Source organism: Brucella sp. HL-2 (assembly GCF_025846885.2).
In the GTDB taxonomy this organism is placed as follows: domain Bacteria; phylum Pseudomonadota; class Alphaproteobacteria; order Rhizobiales; family Rhizobiaceae; genus Brucella; species Brucella quorumnocens.
The window spans coordinates 25,670-48,097 of the sequence record NZ_JAOYTK010000015.1 but is presented as its reverse complement, the minus strand read 5'-3'; the positions used below and the strand labels follow the sequence as shown (position 1 = coordinate 48,097).

The window sequence follows — 22,428 nt, the reverse complement described above, 5'->3', positions numbered from 1 at the left end:
AAATGGCATTGGCCGTGGGCAAATCTTTGTTTGTCCGCGCAGGCCGGTGCTTGTCATGGTTTCCATCCAGGCATTAACGACAATGAATATCTCACGCATTGAACAGCGCGTGCTACACGTGCTGGCGCAGGGCGGTTACATCCGCCATTTGCGCGAAGACCGACGTATCTGCGAAATCGAATGTTATACCCGCGAAGGTTATCTACTTTCCGATTGTACAATGGTTGTTTTCCAGCAATTGCGACGGAAGCGGCTGATCGAATCTCGGGCTGGCGACGCGTATCGCATTTCGCTCAAAGGACGCATCAACGTCCGCGCACAAGCCAATAATCGATGAAGGAGAGCATGATGCTTATCCGCAAGGAGCAACCAGAGGACACCGCTGCAATCCGTCGCCTGACTGAAGAGGCGTTCCGTTCGGTGCCGTATAGTAACCAGAAAGAGGCGGCCATTATTGATGGGCTTCGTTCGGCATCGGCGCTGACCTTGTCACTGGTGGCAGAGGAGGAAGGGGCTCTTCTCGGTCACGTGGCTTTTTCGCCCGTACTTATCGATGGTGCCGATTGTGGCTGGTACGGGCTTGGCCCCGTCTCGGTCCAGCCGGGCAGGCAAGGTGAGGGGATTGGTAGCGCACTCATTCGAGAAGGTCTTTTGCGACTGAAGGAGGCAGGAGCCAAGGGCTGTGTCTTGCTCGAAGATCCCGGCTATTATCAGCGTTTTGGTTTCAAAGCTGATGATAGGCTCAGGCTTGAAGGTGTACCAGCGGAGTATTTCCAATGCCTCGTTATCGAGGGGGAAATACCACGAGGCAACGTGACCTATCACGCAGCATTCGACGCATAAAGAAAGGGCGGGAAATTCCCGCCCTTTTTAAATTCCCAGAACCTGTTACGGCCATTTCACCACAGGCGGCATGGACGACAGAATGGAATTCACATTGCCGCCGGTCTTGAGACCGAAGATCGTGCCACGATCATAGAGCAGGTTGAATTCGACATAGCGCCCGCGGCGGATGAGTTGCTCTTCGCGATCTTCAGGTGTCCAGTCCTTGTTGAAGTTCTGGCGAACCAGATGCGGATAGACGACCGAGAAACCACGGCCTACGTCGCGTGTGAATGCGAAGTCCTTGTCCCAGCCGCCCTGTTCTTCAGATGAATGCAGCCAGTCATAGAAGATACCGCCAATGCCGCGCGCCTCGTCGCGGTGAGGCAGGAAGAAATATTCGTCGCACCATTCTTTGACTCGCTGGTAATCGACGATGTCTTTGTGCTTTTCGCAGATGAAGCGGAATGCTTTATGGAAAGCGAGTGTATCCGGGTCTTCCTGCGTGCGACGACGGTCGAGCACCGGCGTCAGGTCTGCACCACCGCCGAACCACTGGCGCGTGGTAACGACCATGCGCGTGTTCATGTGGACTGCCGGAACATTCGGATTTTGTGGATGCGCGATCAGCGAAATTCCACTGGCCCAATAGCGTGGGTCTTCTTCGGCGCCAGGTATCTGCTTGCGAAACTCTGGCGAGAACTCGCCATGAACAGTGGAGACATGCACGCCGACTTTTTCAAAGACACGACCATGCATGATGGACATGACGCCGCCACCACCATTGCCATCATCCTTCTGCCAGGGTGTGCGAACAAAGCGGCCCGGCTCCTGATCGGAAAGCTGTCCCTGCAAGTCGTCTTCGAGTTGCTCGAAGCTTGCACAGATACGATCGCGCAGCTCTTCAAACCAGTCCCGGGCGGCTTGCTTTTTTTCTTCGATATCTTGCGGGATGATTGCCGGAATTTCGTCGCGCTGCATTTTTGTATCCTCTCACGCAATGTACCGTGCGACTGGATAAGTCGCGAAAATTCAAACTTCTATGTTTCTGACTTAGCAAAGTCCTGCAGTCTGGCAAAGCACGAAGACGTTGCACGTCGCGCGCATGATTTCCTCTCCCCAAGAAAAGACTCGTCATCAAGTCGTTGCTTCCCTATCTTATGCCACCTAGGGATTGGATATTCCTTGTTTCGGGAGGCTCCTGCATGACCGCATCACCGCCCCGCCCACCGCTTGAAGGACTGCGCAAGCAGCTTGAAAAAGGCCGCGCGAACAAGAGCCGGCTTCCGCGCGATGGTTTCATCCGGGAAACATTTGCATTGCCGCGACAGGCTGCGCGTGAAAAGGCGCGTGAATGGTTTGAGACATTTCCCAAAGCTGCATACTGGACAGAAATAGAAAGCTGGTGCGAACGTCCCGACGATGTCATCGAATTTACGATGCGCCGTTTGCCGACATCGGATTAGCTTCGCGATCTGATTCAAAGCGCGGACTTAAGTCGTTGAAACGAGATTCAGATTAGCCATTTGTAAAAACCGCCCTCCGGCATTGCCGAAGGGCGGTTTCGTTTTTGAGTCGTTATAGCATTACGACCTATTTTGCTTCCGTCTGAGGAGCTTGCTCCCACGACTTCCAATCCTTGATGATGCTGTCGGCGTAGACTTTGCCAACGCGATAGGCATTGGTTGTCGCCAGCGGGAAGCCGCCTGACTTTGCCGCAAGCGATTGCGCCGCAGTCTGGTCTTTGCCCTGACGGTCAAAGTTAGAGGCAGTGCGCAATAGCGCAATACGGTCGTAATCTAGCTTGCCTGCGTCTGCAGCACGCTTGAGCGAAGTGAGTGTCGCATTGTCTTCCATTTGAGACGTGCAGTATTCGGCCTTGCCGTCGGTCAAAAGCTTCGACCACTGTTCCATGGCTTCGCCCAGCTTGGTGCCGTGCCAGTAAGTATCGCCCGATGCTGTATCGCAGATCGTGACCATTGGTGCGCTGGTCGCAGCTTTTTCCGTATAGTGCTTGCGATATTCCTTGGCATCGTCACCGTCGAGCAGCTCAACGCCCTTGGTTGTTGCCAGCGCGTAATCGGCGAGTTTGCCGTTGAGCTCGAAGACTTCCGTTCCTGCGGCCCATTTTGGCTTTTCGCCCGGCTTTTCCGCACCAAGGCCGAAGAAGTCAGTCGCCCAGCCTTCAGGCGCTTCGCGAATATCAATGCGATGGTTGAGGTTGGCATCAACTGCGTATTTCGCCCAATGCGCTGACCCCAGTGTGCCGTGCTTTGGATCAACGCCTGCAATACCTGCGATGAGGAAATAGGTGTGCGTGAGATCAAGCTTGTCGCTGAGCGCCATTGCGGTGACCGCGCTTGCTGCATTGGCGAAGCCCATGGCCGTCGTCATATGGCAGAGGCCTTCGGCTGTGCAATCGACCTCAGGATATTCAGGGCTCAGGCCCGGCAGTTTCAGCTTCTGCGTGAACTTCTCGCCTTCCAGCCATGGCTTGGCTTCTTCGCCAAACATGGTGATGACCATGACCTTTGGCGAAATGGTTTCGGCACCTTGAGCGAATGCAGGTGCTGCTGCGAGCATAGACAGCGCGGACGCAGCAAAGGTGAGATTGCGGAGCGATGACTGCATCGAATGATAGCCTTTCAGACCGGAGATTAAAGAAGGGGCGCCCGGCACAACCGGCATTGTGCAAAGCTTATTGAACATGCTTCGGGAACTGATTCCGCTTGCCCGTCTAAGCGTTTGAAACGGAATCGAGTTCCAGTTTTTGCTGGCGCATAGCTTCGCCTGCGGTTAGCGCTACGGAAACCGCAAGATTTAGGGATCGTGCGCCCGGTACCATGGGTATAATCAGCCGTGCATCAGCGAGATCCTGAATGCTGTCCGGTACACCGGCAGATTCACGCCCAAAGAGCAGGATGTCATTTTTCTGAAACTGATAATCCGTATAGCCAACCGCAGCTTTGGTTGAAAGCAACACAAGGCGTTTGCCTGCCTGCAGGCGCCAGTCATTGAAATGTTGCCAGTCGGCATGGCGGGTGAGGGCAGCCTGTTCCAGATAATCCATACCGGCGCGCTTTAGCGATCTGTCGGAAACGTCAAAACCCGCAGGCTCGATCAGGTCCACCGCGAAGCCAAGGCATGCGGCCATGCGCAGGATGGTTCCCGTATTGCCGGGAATGTCAGGCTGGTAAAGAGCGATACGCAGTTCCATATGAGGCGGGTAACTCACAAACTCTGTTGCTGCAAGTACAGAGAACGAATGTTCCCATGACGTCAACACATCAATCGTGCGCGATAACGCTGCGGTGAGCAAAACTGTCCTCTAATCACAAAAATATTCCCTTTTTGTTCCTATTCCGCCTTGGCAATTTTTGCTGAGGCACATAAAAGGATCGCCATGTTTAGATGGTTTGAAAAACGACTCGAAGCCTATCCCGAAGAACCTCCGCGTGAACCTCCGCGCGGGCTGGTGGCCTTCTGCCTTTACTATACCCGTGGCGCATGGCCATGGATTATCGGCATGGCAATTTTCACAACACTGATCGCGATCATCGAAGTGTCGCTCTTTGCCTTCATGGGCAATATCGTCGACTGGCTTTCACATCAGTCGCGCGAAACGTTCCTGAGCAACGAAGGCTGGCGGCTTGCGATGATCGCAGGCGTTGTACTTGTCGGCTTGCCTGGTGTGGTGCTGGTCCATTCGCTGCTCATTCACCAGACGTTGCTTGGCAACTATCCGATGCGCGTGCGCTGGCTGATGCATCGCTATCTGATCCGTCAGTCCATGTCGTTCTTCCAGGACGAGTTTGCCGGGCGTATCTCGACCAAGCTGATGCAGACCGCGCTCGCGGTGCGCGAAACGGTTATGAAACTGCTCGACGTGCTGAACTATGTCATCGTCTATTTTGCGGGTACGCTGTTCATTGCAGCGTCCGCAGACATTGTTCTGATGATCCCGTTTGCGGTCTGGCTAATCGTCTACATGATCTTGCTGCGCTTCTTCATTCCGCGTCTGCGTGTGATTTCCGAAGAGCAGGCCGATGCGCGTTCGTCGATGACCGGGCGTATCGTCGACAGCTATACCAATATTGCGACGGTCAAACTGTTCTCGCATTCAAGCCGCGAAGAGTCTTACGTCAAGGAAAGCCTCGATGGCTTCCTTGGTACAGTGCATCGCCAGATGCGGCTCATCACGATGTTCCATTTCACACTCTATATGGCTAACTGTATTTTGCTGTTTGCCGTGGGTGCGATTGGCATCAAGCTCTGGATGAATGAAGCGATCTCCGTTGGTGCGGTGGCTGTTGGTATCGGCCTTGTGCTGCGTCTCAACGGCATGTCGCAGTGGATCATGTGGGAAATGTCTGCACTGTTCGAGAATATCGGAACAGTAGAAGACGGTATCACAACGATTGCTCGTGCTCACGAGGTGGTGGACGTGCCGAATGCGCCTGCGCTGCATGTCAGCAAGGGTGCGCTGGATTTCGACAAGATCGGGTTTCACTACGGCAAGGGCAAGGGCGTTATCGAAGGTTTGTCACTCGACATCCAGGCTGGGCAGAAGATTGGCCTCGTCGGTCGTTCGGGTGCGGGTAAATCCACGCTGGTCAATCTGCTGCTGCGCTTCTACGATCTCGAAAAGGGCCGCATTCTGATTGACGGCCAGGACATTTCCAAGGTCACGCAGGACTCGCTTCGCGCAAGCATCGGCATGGTCACACAGGACACATCGCTTCTTCATCGTTCCGTACGTGAGAACATCATGTATGGCCGACCTGATGCCACCGAAGAAATGGTCGAGCGCGCAATCCGTCTGGCACAGGCTGATCAGTTCATTCCGCTGCTGACTGACGCGAAAGGTCGGCGTGGGCTTGATGCCCATGTCGGTGAACGCGGCGTGAAGCTTTCCGGCGGACAGCGTCAACGTATCGCGATTGCGCGTGTGATGTTGAAGGATGCGCCGATCCTCATTCTGGACGAGGCAACCTCTGCGCTCGACTCGGAGGTGGAAGCGGCCATTCAGGACAGCCTCAACACGCTGATGGAAGGCAAGACGGTTATTGCGATCGCGCACCGTCTTTCGACCATTGCGGCGCTTGATCGTCTGGTCGTGATGGACAAGGGCCAGATTGTTGAAGATGGGACGCATGAGGAACTTGTTGCGCTCGGCGGCATTTATGCCGGACTATGGGCACGACAGTCGGGCGGCTTCCTCGGATTTGACGAACAGGCCGAAGCAGAGATGGCAAAGTAAGGATTAGGCATTTGATGAAAGCGGTTTATAGCCTGTTCGAGCGCTGGGTTGATCCCTTCCGCGAACCGGACAAGCTTAGGCCGCCTTCAACTACGCTCGCATTTCTCTGGCATTATGCCCGTCAGGCCAAATGGCCGCTTGCAGCCTCGCTGGTTGTTGGCGGTCTTTTGCCTTTGGTCGAGGCGGGACTGTTTTATTTTACCGGCAGACTGGTCGATATTCTCGATCAGGCAGGTCGGGCTGGTGTTGAACGTAGCTGGTCTGCACTGTTTCAGGCAGCAGGTCCCGAGCTGTTGTTCATGGGCATTACCGTCCTTGTCATCCGGTTTGTCGTGACCGGCATAAATACGCTGCTCGAAGGTCAGACACTGTCGCCGGGCTTCTACAACATGATCCGCTGGCAGGCCAATTCTTATGTCCAGCGCCAATCCTATGCTTTTTTTCAGAATGATTTTGCCGGTCGTATTGCCACAAAAGTATGGCAGGCGGGACAGGCTGCCGGTGATCTGATTGAAAGCCTCATTCAAGTCGTCTGGTTCATGGCGATCTACAGCATCACAACGCTGTTTCTGGTTGGTCGTCTCGACTGGCGGCTGGCGGCAGCCGTTATCTTATGGATATTGGCATTTGGTTTGATCGCCCGCCATTATCTGCCACGTATTCGCAAAAGCGCTGAAGCGTCCGCAGAAGCCGGTTCGATGATCAATGGCCGCATCGTCGACAGCTATTCCAACATTCAGACGATCAAGCTTAATACCGCTGATGATGATGAACGCTACATGCGTGAAGGCTTCATGCGGTATCTCGCTGCGATCTTGCCTTTCATGCGCTCACTGACCGGCGTGCGCCTTGCTATGACCGCGCTTTCTGGTGTGATGATCGTTACCGTTGCTGCGATTACCATCGATTTGTGGACACGCGATGCGATCACTGTCGGGCAGGTGTCCTTCACGCTTGGCCTGGTTTTGCGGTTGAACATGCTGCTTGGTCGATTGATGATGCAGCTCAATGGAATGCTGCGTCAGCTGGGACTGATCGAGAATTCGATGAAGCTTGTTTCCGCCCCTCTTGGTCTTGAAGACAAGCGCGATGCAAAAACATTGCAGATCACCGAAGCTCGCATCGATATTAACAATGTCACTTTCCATTATGGCAAAGCAGCGGGTGTCCTTGATGGTATCAATTTCACCGTTAAGGGCGGTGAGCGCATTGGCCTGGTAGGGCATTCGGGCGCGGGTAAATCGACTCTCGTCAATCTGATCCTGCGCCTTTATGACATCGAGAAAGGTGCGATCCTTGTGGATGGGCAGGATGTTCGCGATGTGACGCAAGCCTCACTGCGCCGCGCTTTTGCAGTGGTCAGTCAGGAGACAGCGCTCCTGCATCGCTCATTGCGCGAGAATATCATGCTGGCGCGCGACAATGCGAGTGATGAAGAACTGCTTCAGGCAGCGCGGCAGGCGGAAGCTGATGAGTTTATCGCCAAGCTTGAAGACTTAAATGGCCGCAAGTCTTTCGACGCGTTTGTTGGTGAACGTGGCGTGAAACTTTCAGGTGGCCAGCGACAGCGCATCGCAATCGCGCGCGCTATCCTGAAAGATGCGCCTATTCTTATTCTGGATGAGGCGACTTCCGCGCTCGACTCAGAGGTGGAAGCTTCGATTCAGGAAAACCTCCGTCAGCTCATGGAAGGCAAGACGGTGATCGCTATTGCGCATCGGCTTTCGACTATTGCGGCGCTAGATCGTCTCATTGTCATGGACAAAGGCCGGATTGTCGAGGAGGGAACCCATGAAGAACTTATTGCGCGAGGTGGAATTTACGCCGGTCTCTGGGCGCGTCAATCGGGCGGGTTTCTCGGCATAAACGGCTAATTCCAGCCAATTTTGCAAAATGTTCGACGCACCGCTCAAAGCGCGATTTGAGCGGTGCGGTTCGCCTGGTCGCTTTTAAAACATCCCAGTAAAGCAGCCTGCGACATGGTGCCGTCCTATGAGGTTGGCGTCTGGACAAGGCTTTTCAACCTGCCTAAACCTCAATGTTGAGATGGAGGGAATTTCGTTCTGCAAGCAATTGTGGAACTGCTTTTTGCGTGAGCGCAAAAGGCTGGACTGCTTTTGCGCAATTGCAAAGGAACGAGGGGAGATTTCAATTGGATATCCAGGTTAAAAAGGAATTGGCACGTGAGCGCACACGACACGGCTGAGCCGACACGGCGTGATTTTTTGTATATTGCGACGGGAATGGCCGGTGTCGTCGGTATCGGCGGACTGGCATGGCCGTTTATCGACCAGATGCGCCCCGACGCTTCGACGCTTGCTGCAGCGTCTATTGAGGTTGATGTGTCTTCTCTAGCAGAAGGCGCATCACTCACCGTTAAATGGCGCGGAAAGCCAGTTTTCATCCGTAACCGTACGGCCAAAGAAATTGAAGATGCCAAGACGACTGCTCTTGGTGATCTGAAAGATATCGCGGCCCGCAATGCGAACCTTCCTGCTGATGCGCAGGCGACCGATGTCGCGCGTTCTGCAGGTGAAGGTAAGGAAAACTGGATCATCATGATCGGCGTTTGTACCCACCTTGGTTGCGTACCGCTCGGTGAGTCAGGTTCTTTCGGTGGCTGGTTCTGCCCATGCCATGGTTCGACCTATGACACCGCAGGCCGTATCCGCAGCGGTCCAGCGCCGGAAAACATGCACATTCCGGCATACGCATTTGCTTCCGATACGGTCATCAGGATCGGCTAAAACAGATCTTGGGGAGAGAAAACATGAGTGGTGGACACTCCACATATACGCCCTCGACCGGCATCGAAAAATGGGTCGACGAACGACTGCCTTTACCGCGTCTTGTCTATGATTCCTTTGTTGCTTATCCGACGCCACGTAACCTGAACTACATGTATACGTTCGGCGGCATTTTGGCATTTATGCTGATTGCGCAGATCATTACCGGCATTGTGCTGGCCATGCATTATGCTGCGGATACGGGAATTGCTTTCAATTCCGTTGAAAAGATCATGCGTGACGTCAATTCCGGCTGGCTGCTGCGCTACATGCACGCCAACGGCGCGTCATTCTTCTTCATTGCGGTTTATCTGCATATTGCTCGCGGTCTGTATTATGGCTCCTACAAGGCGCCGCGCGAGCTTCTGTGGATCCTTGGTGTGGTGATTTTCCTTCTCATGATGGCAACCGCTTTCATGGGGTACGTGCTGCCATGGGGACAAATGTCCTTCTGGGGTGCGACGGTTATCACGGGCTTCTTCACCGCGTTTCCGGTGATAGGCGAACCGATCCAGCAATTGTTGCTTGGTGGCTTTGCCGTCGATAATCCGACGCTGAATCGCTTCTTCTCGCTGCATTATCTGCTGCCGTTCATGATTGCAGGCGTTGTTATCCTGCACGTCTGGGCGCTGCACGTAACCGGCCAGACCAACCCGACAGGGATTGAAGTTAAGTCGGAGACTGATACGCTGCCGTTCACGCCTTATGCGACCATCAAGGACGCTTTTGGCGCGCTCGTCTTCTTCATCTTCTTCGCTTATTTCGTCTTCTATATGCCGAACTTCCTCGGTCATCCGGATAACTACATCCCGGCAGACTCGCTGAAGACGCCAGCTCACATCGTCCCTGAATGGTACTTCCTGCCGTTTTACGCGATGCTGCGCGCCATCACTTTCAACATCGGACCGATCGACTCGAAGCTCGGTGGCGTTCTGACCATGTTCGGTTCGATCGCAATCCTCTTCGTTGTTCCCTGGCTCGATACGTCGAAGGTTCGTTCGGCAGTCTATCGCCCTTGGTTCAAGCTGTTCTTCTGGCTGTTCGTCATCAATGCCATCTTCCTTGGCTGGCTTGGTTCGCGTCCTGCTGAAGGCACTTATACGCTGCTGGCGCAGTTCGGTACGCTCTACTACTTCGCATTTTTCATCGTCATCATGCCGGTTCTTGGCCTGATCGAGACGCCAAAGCGTCTGCCGAACTCGATTACCGAGGCGGTACTGGAAAAGAATGCAGGCAAGGCCGAGATTGCCCCAGTGGACATCAAGGCTTGAAGCAGCGAAAGATGAAGGACGTATCAATGAAAAACATCCTCAAGAGTTTCGCTGCCTTCGGTATCGCTCCGCTGGTAGCACTGGGTGTGACAATGGGTGGTGCCTTTGCCGCCGGTGGTGGCGAGGGGGAGCCGGAGCATTTTCCGATCCACCATCCAAAGCAGGAAAAGTGGACCTTCTCAGGTCCATTTGGAACCTATGACAAGGGACAGCTTCAGCGCGGTCTCAAGGTCTATAAGGAAGTCTGCTCGGCCTGCCATTCGATGAACCTGGTGGCTTTCCGTACACTGGAAGATCTTGGTTATTCGCCTGAACAGGTAAAGGCATTCGCTGCGGAATATGAAGTGCAGGATGGCCCGAATGCGGATGGTGAAATGTTCACCCGCAAGGCAATCCCGACGGATCATTTTCCGTCGCCATTTGCGAACACGAATGCAGCCGCTGCCGCTAACAATGGCGCAGCTCCGCCAGACTTTTCGCTAATCGCCAAGGCGCGTGCGGTTGAGCGTGGTTTCCCGACTTTTGTCTTCGATATATTCACGCAATATGCCGAAGCAGGTCCCGACTACATTCACTCGCTTCTGACTGGCTATGATGAACAGCCGCCAGCAGGCATGCATGTCCCGGAAGGCACGCATTACAACCCGTATTTCATCGCGGGAAAATCGCTTGCCATGGCTAAGCCGCTGAGCGACGATCAGGTGACATATGACGACGGTTCGCCGCAGACGGTGGATCAGTATGCGCGTGACGTTTCTGCATTCCTGATGTGGGCCGCTGAACCGCATCTGGAAGACCGCAAGAAAACAGGTTTCCGGGTTATTATTTTCCTGATCCTGTTCGCTGGTCTTGTTTACATCGCCAAGCGTTCGGTCTGGGCGAATGTGAAGCATTGATTCTTTAATCAAGCAGATGTGTTGAAAGGGCGCCTCGAGGCGCCCTTTTTGTTTGGGAACAGCAGAAGCCGTTCAAAAAAGTGCGAACGCGCTTGGCGTGATGCGCATATCGTGATTGAAGAGAGTTCAATATAATTGCGTCAGCAAACACGCCCTTATGACAGCGCGTGAGCTTACCCTCTGAAAGGACTGAAAATGGAATCCGGACTCAAAGCGACGCTGAAGGACGCGATCAGAACGATTCCTGATTACCCGAAACCCGGTGTTCAGTTCCGTGATGTGACAACGCTCATGGGTGATGCGCAAGCTTTCCGCCGTGCAGTGGATGAGCTCGTCTATCCTTATGCAGGCAACAAGGTGGACAAGGTTGCGGGCATTGAAGCACGCGGCTTCATTCTTGGCGGCGCGATTGCTCATCAGCTTTCGGCTGGGTTCGTGCCGATCCGTAAGAAGGGCAAACTGCCGCGCGATACAGTGCGCATTGCCTACAGCCTTGAATATGGCATCGACGAAATGGAAATGCACCGCGATGCTATCGTCCCAGGTGAGCGCATCATGCTGGTTGACGATCTGATTGCAACCGGTGGCACAGCCGAAGCTGCAGCGAAGCTGCTTCTTCAGATGGGTGCAGAAATCGTTGCAGCTTGCTTTATTATCGACCTGCCAGACCTTGGGGGTCGCAAGAAGCTCGAAGCTCTTGGTGTGCCGGTGCGCACGCTTGTCGAGTTTGAAGGCGATTGAATGGCATAAAACGCCCGGATTTAAAGCATTTCCAGCAAAAAGTGCGAAGCGGTTTTGCGTTGGATAATGCGTAAAAACAAACAGTTACAGCGGTTCCAACGATTAATTCTTAACTGGAACCGCTGTAATCTGGGCGTTTTAGTATTATGACGGCAGTTTCACCATCGCAGCATTGTCGAAGGACAGAACCTGCTCGCCGTCCTGATTAAAGGCACTGGTACTCATGTTCAGCATCGACCAGCCCGGCCGCGAGGTGAGAGGGCGTACCGCATGCACGGTCCGCTTATAGGTGATTGTATCACCAGCATAGACTGGTCTCATCCATTTCAGATTTTCAAAGCCGGGTGAGGGGCCAAAAGTCGGCGGAACTTCACCACGTTTCATTGCGTCTTTTGTTGCTTCTACGATCGAGGCAACGTTCAGCTTCATAAAGACCGCGGTGGTGTGCCAGCCGGAGGCACAGAGGTCGCCGAAGACGCTTTTTTTTGCCGCTTCCGCATCAAGGTGAAATGGCTGTGGGTCATACTTTCTTGCGAAGTCGACAATTTCTTCGGCGGAGAAAGTATAGCTTCCGATGACAAGATTTTGCCCGAGGTTTTCTTCAAGGAAACTCATGCCGCACCTTCCGAGATTGCATCATGACCGCGTCGCACCATCATGCATGGGTGCTGCATCTCACAGACGCTTTCGCCACGTTGATTGAACAGTTCATGATGGAACGTAATCAAACCGATTGTCGGGCGCGATTTCGAGATACGTTTGTCCTTGACCGTCGTTATGCCATTAAGCGTATCGCCCGCGAGCACGGGACGTTTCCACCGCGTGAACTCGACACCGGGCCCACCTTGCGAGGTGGAGTTTGTGAGAAAGGCATCGCAAACCATTCGCATGATTAAGGAAGCTGTCTGCCAGCCCGACGCGGCAAGCCCACCTAGCACGCTTGCCTTGCCCGCTTCTTCATCAAGATGAAAAGGCTGTGGGTCGAATTCGCGGGCGAACTCGATGATTTCTTCTTTGGTGATGGTGCGCGGTCCGAAGGGGAGCTTCAGTCCTTGCGTGAAATCTTCATAGGCATATTTAGGCGTCTTATCAGTCAATCCGGTCTCCTCCCAACCAAAGCGGCACTCGCCACTCTGGTTCTTTGCTGAGGCATGTCTTTACCCCCAAACCGGCTCCCGCTTTTGAGAGACATGCGTAGAAAAAAGGCCACCGTTTTCACGGTGGTCTGATCGTATCAGGTATTGAAGCGGAACAGCATCACATCGCCGTCATGGACGATGTATTCCTTACCTTCGTCCCGCGCTTTGCCTGCTTCCTTGGCACCGACTTCACCGTTGAACTTGATATAGTCTTCGTAGGCGATGGTCTGTGCGCGAATGAAGCCGCGCTCGAAATCGGTATGAATGACGCCTGCCGCACCCGGAGCCTTGGTTCCGCGCTTGATAGTCCAGGCACGCGTTTCTTTGGGGCCTGCCGTGAAGTAGGTGATGAGGTCGAGAAGCTTGTAGCCAGCGCGAATGAGACGGTCTAGGCCGGGTTCTTCGAGGCCCATGGCGTCGAGATATTCCTTGGCTTCTTCGTCGGCAAGCTGGGCTACTTCTGCTTCAATAGCAGCCGAGATGATGACGCTCTCTGCGCCTTGTTCCGCAGCCATTTCAGCAACGGCTTCGCTATACTCGTTGCCCTTGGCAGCATCACCTTCGGCGACATTGCATACATAAAGCACTGGCTTGGAGGTAAGCAGGTTCAGACCCTTGAGGATCAGTAGATCGTCTGGTGCAATGTCTTTCAGCATCAGGCGAACAGGCTTGCCATTCTGCAACAGCTCGAGCGCCTGCTCCATGATAGGCAAGACCGTGGTTGCTTCCTTGTCCTTGCTGCTGGCGCGCTTGCGGATCTGCACGATGCGGCGCTCGATGCTTTCAAGGTCCGACAGCATCAGTTCCGTTTCAACGGTTTCTGCGTCAGACACTGGATCGATACGGCCTTCAACATGGGTGATGTCATCGTCTTCAAAGCAGCGCAGAACATGCACAATGGCGTCGACTTCGCGGATATTGGCAAGGAACTGGTTGCCCAGGCCTTCACCTTTGGAAGCTCCGCGCACCAGACCTGCAATATCAACGAAGTTGATGCGGGTAGGGATGATTTCCTTCGAGCCTGCGATTTTCGCAATGCCATTCTGACGTGGATCGGGAACCGCCACTTCGCCAGTGTTTGGTTCGATGGTGCAGAACGGATAGTTTGCAGCCTGTGCTGCGGCCGTCTTGGTCAGCGCGTTGAAGAGCGTGGACTTGCCGACGTTAGGCAGGCCGACGATGCCGCATTTGAAACCCATGATATTCGTCCCTTATCGCTTGACGCGGTAAATTGAGCGCACGGCGCCATTATGAAGCGCATTGGCGGATTGCAAATCCAGCCAGTGGCGTGATGAATTTTTGAAAGCCGGTTTGCCGCTTCCCAGAATGATCGGAATAGTTCCTATATCGATGATGTCAAGCAGACCGGCATCGAGAAATTGCCGCGCCAGATCGCCGCCACCCAAAAGCCAGATGCGCCCACTTGCGCCGAGAGCTTTGAGTTTCGCAAGCAGCTCGTCTGGTTTGCCAGCCATTGCGGCAGTGTTTGCGGGCAGATTGTCGAATTTCTGATGCGTTGCAACAACGACTGGCAGCGAGCCATAAGGCCACTCTGGAATGGAACACATGACATCATAGGTTTGGCGCCCCATGACAATGCCGGTAATGCCAGCCATGAACTCATCGAAGCCAAAGCCATCATCTGGCGGAAATTGTTCGAGCCAGTCAAAGCTACCGTCATCATTGGCGATGAAGCCATCAAGACTCATGGCAAACATATAAACGACTTCGCTCATGACTAGTCCTTCTTGCCAAGAAGTTTCTTGAGCATTTCTGCCATCGGGCCACTCGCCGGAATGCTTGATTTTGCGGCACTCTGGCGCGCCTGACGAATGTGGCTCTGTGCCTTGGGGGGAGCCTTAGCTGCCTGCTCTGGATCTGCTTTGAATCCACTCGGGCGCTGACTACCGTCACCCATGGCGATGGCCACGCGGTTCATGAAGCTGTTGTCTTCCTTCTTGGCAAGCAGGCTGACATTATCTGCGATAGCGCCAAAAAGTATATCAAGCCATTCGCTATCGACTTTTGCAAAATCGCCGAGAACGTAATTGTGAACCAGCTCCTTTGCGCCGGGATGGCCGATGCCGAGACGCATACGGCGATAATCTTTTCCGCCCGGAAAGGCCTGCACATGGGCGTCGATGGATTTGATTCCATTGTGGCCACCAGAACCGCCGCCGGTCTTGATGCGCAACTTTGCAGGCGCAAGGTCAAGTTCGTCGTAGATCACGACGAGGTCGGCAGGGGTCAGCTTGTAGAAGCGCATGGCTTCTCCAATCGACTGGCCAGAAAGGTTCATGAAAGTCATTGGCTTGATGAGAAGCACTTTTTCGCCGTCGATCACGCCATCGGCGATGTCCGCTTTGAACTTCTTCTGCCAATTTGAAAATCTATGGCGGCGGAATATTTCATCCACCGCCATAAAACCGATATTGTGTCGGTTATGCGCATATTGGGGCCCCGGATTGCCAAGCCCTGCGATGAGCAGCATGGTTCTGAGCCCCCCTATATGCGGAAAGCGATTATTCGCCGTCCTTGGCTTCTTCAGCGCCTTCTGCATTTTCTTCCGACTTCAGGCCGGCAGGTGCAGCAATAGTAGCGATCGTGAAGTCACGGTCCTGAATGGCAGCAGTTGCACCCTTCGGCAGCTTGATAGCCGAAATGTGAACCGAGTCACCGATTTCGAGACCGGTCAGGTCGAATTCGAGAGCTTCCGGAATTGCGTTCGCTGGAACGATCAGTTCAACATCGTGACGAACGATGTTGAGAACGCCGCCGCGCTTGATGCCCGGTGCAGCTTCTTCGTTCTTGAAGTGAACTGGAACGTTGACGTGAACAACCGACTTCGCGGAAACGCGAAGGAAGTCGACGTGCTGTGGGAAGTCACGAACCGGATCAAGCTGGTAGTCCTTCGGGAGGACCTGAATTTTCTTGCCGTCTACTTCGATCGTAGCGATCGTGGTTTTGAAACCACCGCCGTGGATCTTGTAGTAAACTTCCTTATAAGGAACGGCGATTGCGAGGGGCTCCTGCTTGTCGCCATAGATGACTGCAGGAATCTGGCCGTTGCGGCGAAGTTCGCGGGAGGACCCCTTACCAACCCGGCTGCGCAGATCGGCCTTGAGCACGTAAGTATCGCTCATGGCATTACCTTTCAAAGTTACTGGAGTGTTGGTCGCAGTTTTTTATCTAAGCATGATCTTGTCCGAAAACCGGTTTCCACTTTTCGGGATCATGCTCCAGCGAACAACATGAAACAGCCCGTAATGTCTTCCACAGTGTGAAAGACCGGACCGCCCCATTCCGCGTTGCCTCCAAGGGTGTCTACGCGGATGGCAGGCCTATAGCCCATAGGCTTTTCAAGCGCAAGTTTTTTGGGTTCGAAACACGCCTTCTGTGGGCTTTTCCTTTAACGGGTGGCATTAGCCGCGTCAAAAATGTTAAGCGGGTGCCTGATTGATCGCGGGTTCTCCTGTCGAGTCGTCCCAACATTCACAGAACAAAAGGAAACGAGATGCAGGTCGGTATCGACATGGGTTCTGTTGCTGGAAGCGGTACTGCTGCGGCAGGTGCGCTTGGTGGTGGCAAGCAGGCCATGCTTGATCTTGAAGAGCTTCTCGCAACCCGCCTGCTGGTTCAGGGAAATTCCGGATCAGGCAAATCGCATCTCCTTCGCCGCCTGCTTGAGCAGAGCGCCCAATGGGTGCAGCAATGCATTATCGATCCTGAAGGCGATTTCGTTACGCTGGCCGATATTCATGGCCATGTCGTCGTTGATGCTGCACGCACCGAAGCCGAACTGACGCGCATTGCCGGACGTATCCGTCAGCATCGGGTTTCCGTCGTACTCAATCTCGAAGGTCTCGACGTCGAACAGCAGATGCGTGCGGCTGCCGCTTTCCTCGGCGGCCTGTTCGATGCTGAACGAGATTACTGGTATCCAATGCTGGTTGTGGTCGATGAAGCGCAGCTTTTCGCACCGGCTGCTGCCGGCGAAGTATCGGATGAAGCCCGCAAGCTTTCCCTGGGTGCTATGACCAATCTTATGTGTCGCGGTCGTAAGCGCGGCCTCGCGGGGGTGATTGCCACACAACGTCTGGCCAAGCTTGCCAAGAATGTCGCTGCAGAAGCTTCCAACTTTCTGATGGGGCGTACTTTCCTTGATATTGATATGGCGCGCGCCGCCGATCTTCTCGGTATGGAGCGACGTCAGGCCGAAATGTTCCGAGACCTGCAACGCGGTCACTTTGTGGCGCTTGGACCGGCATTGTCACGCCGTCCGCTGCCCATCAAAATCGGCAAGGTTGAAACTTCCGCGCGTTCATCGTCACCGAAGTTAATGCCATTGCCGGATGCGCCAGAAGATGCACGCGATCTCATCTTCACGCCTGCACCACAGGAAATCCGTACGGTTGTTCGACGAACCCCGCCGCCACCGCCGCCGCCATCAACAGCGGAAATTCTGGCGCAGGTCGCCAAACCCAAGCTTGAAGCGGAGCCCGTCGAAGCACCGTTGTTTCCTGGCATTGTGGAAGCAGAGCGCGAAGAACTGCTTGAAAAGGTGATGCGCGAAATTGTCGATGACCCGGAAGCATCGTTCCGTTCGGTCGCCGTGCTTTATCAGGATTTTCTGGTGCGTTGCCGTATTCATCGCGTTCCCGGGGAGCCTTTGGCGCTTCCCGCGTTTCGTCGCCGGTTGGCGGTTGCGCAAGCGAGCATCAAGGGTGATGCCGCGACTGGCGAAACCTGGCAACAGGCTCTCACGCTGTCCGAAAGCCTCACCGATGATGTGCAGGGTGTGTTCCTGATTGTCGCGCAGGCGGCTGTGACGGGTGCGCCATGTCCTTCGGATGCGGCCCTCGCGCGCGCCTATGGCACGCATTCATTGAGCCGTGCTCGACGTCTCCTGACCTATTTTGAAGAGCGCGGTCTTCTTGTATTGCGTAATGACTTCAAAGGACTTCGCATCGTTAACTTCCCCGATCTTGGCTGTGAGACGGCGCCCGGTGATCCCAACGCGCCTGATGATCACATCGACGAAAGCACTGCTGCCGAGTAACGGACCTTCTGTGCAAATTGTCATCAACCTGTAATGATCCTCAGCAACTGCTTGGGGGATTATGCAGAGAGTGATCATGACAACAGAGCCGCAACCGGATTTCAGGGAATTATTCGCCACTTTTGGCAAGATCGGGTTGCTGTCGTTTGGTGGGCCTGCTGCGCAGATTGCCATGATGCAGCGAGTGATCGTTGACGAAAAGAAGTGGATGGATCAGGAGCGACTGATCCATGCTCTGAACTTCTGCATGCTTTTGCCCGGACCCGAAGCCATGCAACTTGCCACCTATTGCGGCTGGGCCGCCAAGGGTTGGCGTGGCGGGCTGCTTGCTGGGTTGCTCTTTGTTCTTCCCGGCGCTGCGGTCATGTTGGCGCTATCGGCACTCTATGTGATCTTCGGTCATGTAGATGTGGTTGCCGGTCTCTTGTTTGGGCTGAAAGCGGCAGTTTTGGCGATTGTCTTTGAGGCTCTTTATCGAATGGCCAGGCGCACACTGACGTCTGGGTTTTCCTATGTAATAGCATTGCTGGCATTTATGTCAGTAGCGTTCCTCAAACTGCCATTTCCTTTGGTGGTGGCGCTAGCGGCGCTGGCAGGAGGAATGCGTTACTGGCTGCAGCGCGATGGGCATGGGTCGGCACATGGTGCGGTTGGTCCGAACGCAATGCGTGTAGCGACACAGCAGGCGCTCATCTGGGGCTCTCTCTGGGTTCTTCCTCTCATAGCGCTTTATCTGGCGTTTGGCGGACGTCATGTGTTCACGACAGAGGCTGTCTTTTTCTCAAAGCTTGCAGCTGTGACATTTGGCGGTGCCTACGCCGCGCTCTCCTATACTGCACAGCAGGCAGTCGAGCATTTTGGCTGGATGAAGCCCGGTGAGATGCTGACAGGACTTGGGGTTGCCGAAACCACGCCGGGCCCGCTGATCCTTGTACTGGTTTTTGTCGGCTTTATCGGGGCGTCCAATCTGTCGGGCCTCCCGCCGCTCGTGGGTGGTTTTTTCGGCGGCTTGATTGCGCTGTGGTTTACTTTCGTGCCGTGTTTTTTATGGATTTTTGTTGGCGCACCATTTCTGGAGCGGTTGCGCAAGGTACGTTGGCTATCCGCCATGCTGGCTGGGATAACAGCTGCAGTCGTCGGCGTGATTGCCAATCTTGCCCTGTGGTTTTCACTGCATGTGCTGTTTGGAACAGTAGTCGACCACCCAATAGGGGCTTTAACCCTGCCTCTGCCAGTGGTGAGCACAATAGACAATGCCGCCGTCCTGATTGCAGGCGCGGCGGCATTTTTACTTATTGTTCTGAAGCTCAACATGCCGCTCGTGCTTCTGCTCGCGGCATGTTTTGGTATCGCTATTCGCTTGATAGCGAATTAGTCGAACAGGCTCGAAACCGACTCTTCGGCCGCAGTGCGCGCGACCGCTTCACCGATGAGGCTGGAGATCGACAGAACGCGAATATTTGGAGCGTCATTGATTGCAGTGGTTGGCTGGATGGAGTCGGTAATGACCAGCTCTTTCAGCTTTGACGAAGCGATACGGGCAACAGCGCCGCCGGAAAGAACACCATGTGTGATGTAAGCGGTAACGCTCTTTGCGCCCTTGGCGAGCAGTGCTTCAGCTGCATTGCAGAGCGTGCCGCCAGAATCCACGATATCGTCGAACAGCAGGCAATCTTTGCCGGTCACGTCACCGATAACATTCATGACTTCCGATTCACCCGGACGTTCACGACGCTTGTCAACGATGGCCAGCTGCGCATCGATGCGCTTTGCAAGCGAGCGAGCGCGAACCACACCGCCAACGTCGGGCGAAACGACCATGCAATTGCCGGTCGCGTAGTTGGCCTTCACATCGCGTGCGATAACTGGAACGGCATAGAGATTGTCGGTCGGGATATCGAAGAAACCCTGAATCTGACCCGCATGAAGATCAAGCGTCAGAACGCGGTTAGCACCTGCTTCGGTGATAAGGTTTGCGACAAGCTTTGCGGAGATTGGTGTGCGTGGGCCAGGCTTACGATCCTGACGCGCATAGCCGAAATAAGGAAGAACGGCTGTGATGCGGCGTGCCGATGAACGACGGAACGCATCAATCATGATGAGCAGTTCCATCAGATTGTCGTTTGCCGGGTAGGATGTCGATTGCAGTACGAATACGTCTTCGCCGCGTACGTTTTCCTGAATCTCTACGAAGATTTCCTGATCGGCGAAACGGCGTACAGTTGCCTTGCCAAGCGGGACGTTGAGATATTGAGCAACGGATTCGGCAAGAACCCGGTTGGAGTTGCCTGCGAAAAGTTTCATTCTTTTTGCCTCTGAAGCCGGAGCAGTTTCGTTCTGTCGCAAAAAGTCCGTGAAACGGACGTAATCTCTGGTTCGAGCGAAACCCAACACAAATCCGGGTGCGCTCTGTCATTCTTAAAAAGCTTTAAAGCCGCGGGTTCTATGACGATTGGTCAAGTGCCGCAGCTTGCAAGGTTTTCTCGAATGTGCGGCCTATTGCAAAGAGTCACCGCCATTGCAAGGCCTGAGGGAAAACAATTGCAGTAAAAAGCGATAGCAAAGTGCTTTCCCACAGGGCTGACACGCGATTCAGCAAAAGATTTCAGTCTTTTGCTGAATCAGCTCGTTTTCATGCGCGATTTGCCGCAAGCCAGGTGGAATACTCCTGCATGGTCTTATCGGCGATGGATTGCATGGCAGAGGGCGGAACGATGCTCCATGAGTCTGCGGAGGCGCCCGGAACTTTTTCCTGCCCCTGTATGCGGTGAAGGCGGTTTCCGGAAGCATCCATCACATCCCAGACGTATAGGATCGTTGTCTGGTTATCTTCAGACAAAACCGAGAAATAGCCCTTCATCACATAAGCGGCGTCGGTGCCATTATTGCCTGCAAGCTCGACACCCTTGGCGCGTGCATCATCATTGATGCGATGAGTGAGCGGGGTCACGACATTGACGGGCGCGCCAATGATGGGAGCTATGTAAAGCTTGCCCGGTTTGAGTGAGGCCGTACGCGCGGGCGGTGTCGCCGGTGTTGTTGTAACTGCCGGGGGTGAGGTTGGGGCAGTAGTCTGACCTGTAGAAGCTTGGCCCGTGGCCGGTGTTGTGGTTTGTCCAGATTGCTGGTTAGTTCCCTGCACGTTCAATGCAGACTCGGTGCTGTTGCAGGCGGCAAGCAGTCCAGCAAGCAACAACATCATAGAAAGATGTGCCTTGTTCATGTTCGGCTTCATGCTCCTGAAAGCGCAGACCACTCCTGCGCTATGAACGGAGTTTATCGCTTATCCTGCGTCACTTGACAATAATGTCTAGCGAATGGCGGGACAGCGGTACGGCAGCGCCATTGGTCGTCAAGTAAGTCTGGCCAAGCGTCATCGCGGTTTCGGTGTCAGAATCCATGATGATCATGTGCGCAAACAGCGTCATGTCGGGCTGGATGCTTTCCGGGTTACCGGAATAGAACATCTGCGGGTCCATCCATGATGGTGTAAAGCGCGCACCGACAGAATAGCCGCAAGCATTCAGGCGATGACGGGTAAGGCCATGCGCTTCCATCGTGCGGGAATGCGCATCGAACACGTCGCCAAAGGTTGAGGCCGGTGTCATGGCTGTCTCGACAGCTTCCAGCGCTTCTCGTGCGGCATTGTAGAGCTTTAGATGCTCTGCCTTTGGCTGGCCGATGATGACGGTTCGCATCATCGGTGCATGGTAGTGTCGGAAGACGCCTGACCATTCCAGTGTGAGCTGATCATTCGCAGAAAGTTTGCGACGGCCTGCTTTGTAGCGGCATAAAAGTGCATCAGCGCCGGAGCCGATAATATATTCATTGGCCGGATAATCGCCATCGCCGGCAAAGTTCGCGCTCATCATGGCCGCCAGAATGTCGGCTTCGCTTGCGCCTGCCTTGGTGAGTTTCAGTGCAGCATCCAGCGCATCATCACTCAGTTCGGCGGCACGCTTGGCATAGGCGATTTCTGCGGGGCTCTTGAGAAGACGCAACCGGTCAACCATACCGGAGGCGTCAAAAAGCTTGGCAAAGCTTTGCAATTGTTCATCGAGCTTTCGTGCGTTGGCCCCGGTCAGCCCGTGGGTCTGGTATTCAATGCCGATGCGCGTGCCGAGCAGATCAAGCTCAGTCAGGATATTGCGCAGATCGATGGCCGGATTGGCATTGTCGCGATCGGTCCAGACGGTAATATTTTCGATATTGGAGGTGTGACGCGCCTGTCTCAGATCGGCAGAGCGGGTCATCAACACTGTCGATCCGTCAGCCTTCACCACGAGGCACTGGAAGAAGCAAAAGCCGAACGTGTCATAGCCGGTCAGCCAGTACATGCTTTCCTGTGCGAACAGCAGCAGAGCATCAAGCTTCTCTTCCTCCATCTTCAAGATCAGACGGTCGCGACGTGCAGCGAATTCTTCCGGCTCGAAGTGAAGGGCCATGTGGTTCTC

23 protein-coding genes are annotated in these 22,428 nt (G+C 54.3%); 11 read left to right on the top strand and 12 right to left on the bottom strand.

The genetic code is table 11. The features are described from left to right. Nucleotides 1–82: 82 nt before the first annotated feature. Nucleotides 83–337 carry a YjhX family toxin gene (locus OIV19_RS16030; protein WP_095447945.1) on the top strand — a complete coding sequence of 85 codons (255 nt, stop codon included), beginning with the start codon at nt 83–85 and terminating at the stop codon, nt 335–337. A gap of 11 nt (nt 338–348) precedes the next feature. Then, on the top strand, nt 349–843 hold the full coding sequence (locus OIV19_RS16025) for a GNAT family N-acetyltransferase (RefSeq protein ID WP_264232256.1): 495 nt from the start codon (nt 349–351) through the stop codon (nt 841–843). Nucleotides 844–888: 45 nt separating this feature from the next. On the opposite strand, the gene hemF is transcribed toward OIV19_RS16025, so the two are convergent. Next, nucleotides 889–1,803, bottom strand: a complete 915-nt coding sequence (hemF, locus tag OIV19_RS16020) for an oxygen-dependent coproporphyrinogen oxidase (RefSeq protein ID WP_095447113.1) — start codon at nt 1,801–1,803, stop codon at nt 889–891. A 224-nt stretch (nt 1,804–2,027) separates the two neighbouring features. Between hemF and OIV19_RS16015 the strand changes: the two genes are divergently transcribed. Further along, nucleotides 2,028–2,288, top strand: a complete 261-nt coding sequence (locus OIV19_RS16015; protein WP_095447112.1) for a hypothetical protein — start codon at nt 2,028–2,030, stop codon at nt 2,286–2,288. Nucleotides 2,289–2,415: 127 nt separating this feature from the next. Here the strand turns inward: OIV19_RS16015 and OIV19_RS16010 are convergent, their stop codons facing one another. Then, complete coding sequence (locus OIV19_RS16010) at nt 2,416–3,453, bottom strand: purine nucleoside permease (protein WP_264232239.1); 1,038 nt, start codon at nt 3,451–3,453, stop codon at nt 2,416–2,418. 106 nt (nt 3,454–3,559) lie between these two features. Next, nucleotides 3,560–4,039 (bottom strand): tRNA (cytidine(34)-2'-O)-methyltransferase, encoded by a 480-nt coding sequence (locus OIV19_RS16005; RefSeq protein ID WP_095447943.1) that lies wholly within the window; start codon nt 4,037–4,039, stop codon nt 3,560–3,562. 186 nt (nt 4,040–4,225) lie between these two features. Here OIV19_RS16005 and OIV19_RS16000 point away from each other — a divergent pair, with 186 nt between their 5' ends. The 6 genes from OIV19_RS16000 (at nt 4,226) to OIV19_RS15975 (ending at nt 11,776) form a co-directional block, all read left to right on the top strand. Next, nucleotides 4,226–6,082 carry an ABC transporter ATP-binding protein gene (locus tag OIV19_RS16000; RefSeq protein WP_095447111.1) on the top strand — a complete coding sequence of 619 codons (1,857 nt, stop codon included), beginning with the start codon at nt 4,226–4,228 and terminating at the stop codon, nt 6,080–6,082. 14 nt (nt 6,083–6,096) lie between these two features. Continuing rightward, entirely contained in the window at nt 6,097–7,956 is a 1,860-nt protein-coding gene (locus tag OIV19_RS15995; RefSeq protein WP_264232238.1) for an ABC transporter ATP-binding protein, read from the top strand. Nucleotides 7,957–8,265: 309 nt separating this feature from the next. Continuing rightward, complete coding sequence (gene petA, locus OIV19_RS15990) at nt 8,266–8,829, top strand: ubiquinol-cytochrome c reductase iron-sulfur subunit (protein WP_095447109.1); 564 nt, start codon at nt 8,266–8,268, stop codon at nt 8,827–8,829. A 23-nt stretch (nt 8,830–8,852) separates the two neighbouring features. Beyond that, a complete protein-coding gene (locus OIV19_RS15985) occupies nt 8,853–10,139 on the top strand; it encodes a cytochrome b (protein ID WP_095447108.1) in 1,287 nt (428 codons plus the stop codon). A gap of 26 nt (nt 10,140–10,165) precedes the next feature. Then, a complete protein-coding gene (locus OIV19_RS15980) occupies nt 10,166–11,035 on the top strand; it encodes a cytochrome c1 (protein ID WP_191793940.1) in 870 nt (289 codons plus the stop codon). Between the two features lie 195 nt (nt 11,036–11,230). Further along, a complete protein-coding gene (locus OIV19_RS15975) occupies nt 11,231–11,776 on the top strand; it encodes an adenine phosphoribosyltransferase (protein WP_024899419.1) in 546 nt (181 codons plus the stop codon). Between the two features lie 144 nt (nt 11,777–11,920). On the opposite strand, the gene OIV19_RS15970 is transcribed toward OIV19_RS15975, so the two are convergent. The 6 genes from OIV19_RS15970 to OIV19_RS15945 all read right to left on the bottom strand — a co-directional run bounded on the left by OIV19_RS15970 (nt 11,921) and on the right by OIV19_RS15945 (nt 16,058). Further along, nucleotides 11,921–12,391, bottom strand: coding sequence for a MaoC family dehydratase (locus OIV19_RS15970; protein WP_264232237.1), 471 nt, complete (start codon nt 12,389–12,391; stop codon nt 11,921–11,923). After that, the gene (locus OIV19_RS15965; RefSeq protein ID WP_095447105.1) at nt 12,388–12,873 is read right to left on the bottom strand and encodes a MaoC family dehydratase; all 486 of its coding nucleotides are present in this window, start codon (nt 12,871–12,873) and stop codon (nt 12,388–12,390) included. Before OIV19_RS15965 ends, OIV19_RS15970 begins: the two co-directional genes overlap by 4 nt. A 137-nt stretch (nt 12,874–13,010) precedes the next feature. Then, nucleotides 13,011–14,114 (bottom strand): redox-regulated ATPase YchF, encoded by a 1,104-nt coding sequence (gene ychF, locus OIV19_RS15960; protein ID WP_264232236.1) that lies wholly within the window; start codon nt 14,112–14,114, stop codon nt 13,011–13,013. 12 nt (nt 14,115–14,126) lie between these two features. Beyond that, nucleotides 14,127–14,651 (bottom strand): dihydrofolate reductase family protein, encoded by a 525-nt coding sequence (locus OIV19_RS15955; protein WP_264232235.1) that lies wholly within the window; start codon nt 14,649–14,651, stop codon nt 14,127–14,129. A 2-nt stretch (nt 14,652–14,653) separates the two neighbouring features. Next, nucleotides 14,654–15,406: an aminoacyl-tRNA hydrolase gene (gene pth / locus OIV19_RS15950; protein ID WP_095447102.1), complete on the bottom strand. Its 753-nt coding sequence runs from the start codon at nt 15,404–15,406 to the stop codon at nt 14,654–14,656. Nucleotides 15,407–15,437: 31 nt separating this feature from the next. Continuing rightward, entirely contained in the window at nt 15,438–16,058 is a 621-nt protein-coding gene (locus OIV19_RS15945; protein ID WP_095447101.1) for a 50S ribosomal protein L25/general stress protein Ctc, read from the bottom strand. A gap of 371 nt (nt 16,059–16,429) precedes the next feature. Here OIV19_RS15945 and OIV19_RS15940 point away from each other — a divergent pair, with 371 nt between their 5' ends. Together OIV19_RS15940 and chrA are read left to right on the top strand one after the other, a co-directional pair. Then, nucleotides 16,430–17,974, top strand: coding sequence for a helicase HerA domain-containing protein (locus tag OIV19_RS15940; protein ID WP_264232234.1), 1,545 nt, complete (start codon nt 16,430–16,432; stop codon nt 17,972–17,974). A gap of 76 nt (nt 17,975–18,050) precedes the next feature. Next, nucleotides 18,051–19,349, top strand: a complete 1,299-nt coding sequence (gene chrA, locus OIV19_RS15935; RefSeq protein WP_264232233.1) for a chromate efflux transporter — start codon at nt 18,051–18,053, stop codon at nt 19,347–19,349. Here the strand turns inward: chrA and OIV19_RS15930 are convergent. The 3 genes from OIV19_RS15930 to OIV19_RS15920 all read right to left on the bottom strand — a co-directional run bounded on the left by OIV19_RS15930 (nt 19,346) and on the right by OIV19_RS15920 (nt 22,419). Then, on the bottom strand, nt 19,346–20,278 hold the full coding sequence (locus OIV19_RS15930) for a ribose-phosphate pyrophosphokinase (protein ID WP_095447098.1): 933 nt from the start codon (nt 20,276–20,278) through the stop codon (nt 19,346–19,348). The two genes, chrA and OIV19_RS15930, sit on opposite strands and share 4 nt — an antisense overlap. Before the next feature lie 328 nt (nt 20,279–20,606). After that, complete coding sequence (locus OIV19_RS15925) at nt 20,607–21,209, bottom strand: hypothetical protein (protein WP_264232232.1); 603 nt, start codon at nt 21,207–21,209, stop codon at nt 20,607–20,609. A gap of 58 nt (nt 21,210–21,267) precedes the next feature. Then, a complete protein-coding gene (locus OIV19_RS15920) occupies nt 21,268–22,419 on the bottom strand; it encodes a M24 family metallopeptidase (protein WP_095447096.1) in 1,152 nt (383 codons plus the stop codon). Between the last annotated feature and the right edge of the window lie 9 nt (nt 22,420–22,428).

Excerpts from the sequence above, each read along its gene's own strand:
- OIV19_RS16030 (WP_095447945.1), top strand. The coding sequence starts at position 83 with ATGAATATCTCACGCATTGAACAGCGCGTGCTACACGTGCTGGCGCAG.
- OIV19_RS16025 (WP_264232256.1), top strand. The coding sequence starts at position 349 with ATGCTTATCCGCAAGGAGCAACCAGAGGACACCGCTGCAATCCGTCGC.
- hemF (WP_095447113.1), bottom strand. The coding sequence starts at position 1,803 with ATGCAGCGCGACGAAATTCCGGCAATCATCCCGCAAGATATCGAAGAA.
- OIV19_RS16015 (WP_095447112.1), top strand. The coding sequence starts at position 2,028 with ATGACCGCATCACCGCCCCGCCCACCGCTTGAAGGACTGCGCAAGCAG.
- OIV19_RS16010 (WP_264232239.1), bottom strand. The coding sequence starts at position 3,453 with ATGCAGTCATCGCTCCGCAATCTCACCTTTGCTGCGTCCGCGCTGTCT.
- OIV19_RS16005 (WP_095447943.1), bottom strand. The coding sequence starts at position 4,039 with ATGGAACTGCGTATCGCTCTTTACCAGCCTGACATTCCCGGCAATACG.
- OIV19_RS16000 (WP_095447111.1), top strand. The coding sequence starts at position 4,226 with ATGTTTAGATGGTTTGAAAAACGACTCGAAGCCTATCCCGAAGAACCT.
- OIV19_RS15995 (WP_264232238.1), top strand. The coding sequence starts at position 6,097 with ATGAAAGCGGTTTATAGCCTGTTCGAGCGCTGGGTTGATCCCTTCCGC.
- OIV19_RS15985 (WP_095447108.1), top strand. The coding sequence starts at position 8,853 with ATGAGTGGTGGACACTCCACATATACGCCCTCGACCGGCATCGAAAAA.
- OIV19_RS15980 (WP_191793940.1), top strand. The coding sequence starts at position 10,166 with ATGAAAAACATCCTCAAGAGTTTCGCTGCCTTCGGTATCGCTCCGCTG.
- OIV19_RS15975 (WP_024899419.1), top strand. The coding sequence starts at position 11,231 with ATGGAATCCGGACTCAAAGCGACGCTGAAGGACGCGATCAGAACGATT.
- OIV19_RS15970 (WP_264232237.1), bottom strand. The coding sequence starts at position 12,391 with ATGAGTTTCCTTGAAGAAAACCTCGGGCAAAATCTTGTCATCGGAAGC.
- ychF (WP_264232236.1), bottom strand. The coding sequence starts at position 14,114 with ATGGGTTTCAAATGCGGCATCGTCGGCCTGCCTAACGTCGGCAAGTCC.
- OIV19_RS15955 (WP_264232235.1), bottom strand. The coding sequence starts at position 14,651 with ATGAGCGAAGTCGTTTATATGTTTGCCATGAGTCTTGATGGCTTCATC.
- pth (WP_095447102.1), bottom strand. The coding sequence starts at position 15,406 with ATGCTGCTCATCGCAGGGCTTGGCAATCCGGGGCCCCAATATGCGCAT.
- OIV19_RS15945 (WP_095447101.1), bottom strand. The coding sequence starts at position 16,058 with ATGAGCGATACTTACGTGCTCAAGGCCGATCTGCGCAGCCGGGTTGGT.
- OIV19_RS15940 (WP_264232234.1), top strand. The coding sequence starts at position 16,430 with ATGCAGGTCGGTATCGACATGGGTTCTGTTGCTGGAAGCGGTACTGCT.
- chrA (WP_264232233.1), top strand. The coding sequence starts at position 18,051 with ATGACAACAGAGCCGCAACCGGATTTCAGGGAATTATTCGCCACTTTT.
- OIV19_RS15930 (WP_095447098.1), bottom strand. The coding sequence starts at position 20,278 with ATGAAACTTTTCGCAGGCAACTCCAACCGGGTTCTTGCCGAATCCGTT.
- OIV19_RS15925 (WP_264232232.1), bottom strand. The coding sequence starts at position 21,209 with ATGAAGCCGAACATGAACAAGGCACATCTTTCTATGATGTTGTTGCTT.
- OIV19_RS15920 (WP_095447096.1), bottom strand. The coding sequence starts at position 22,419 with ATGGCCCTTCACTTCGAGCCGGAAGAATTCGCTGCACGTCGCGACCGT.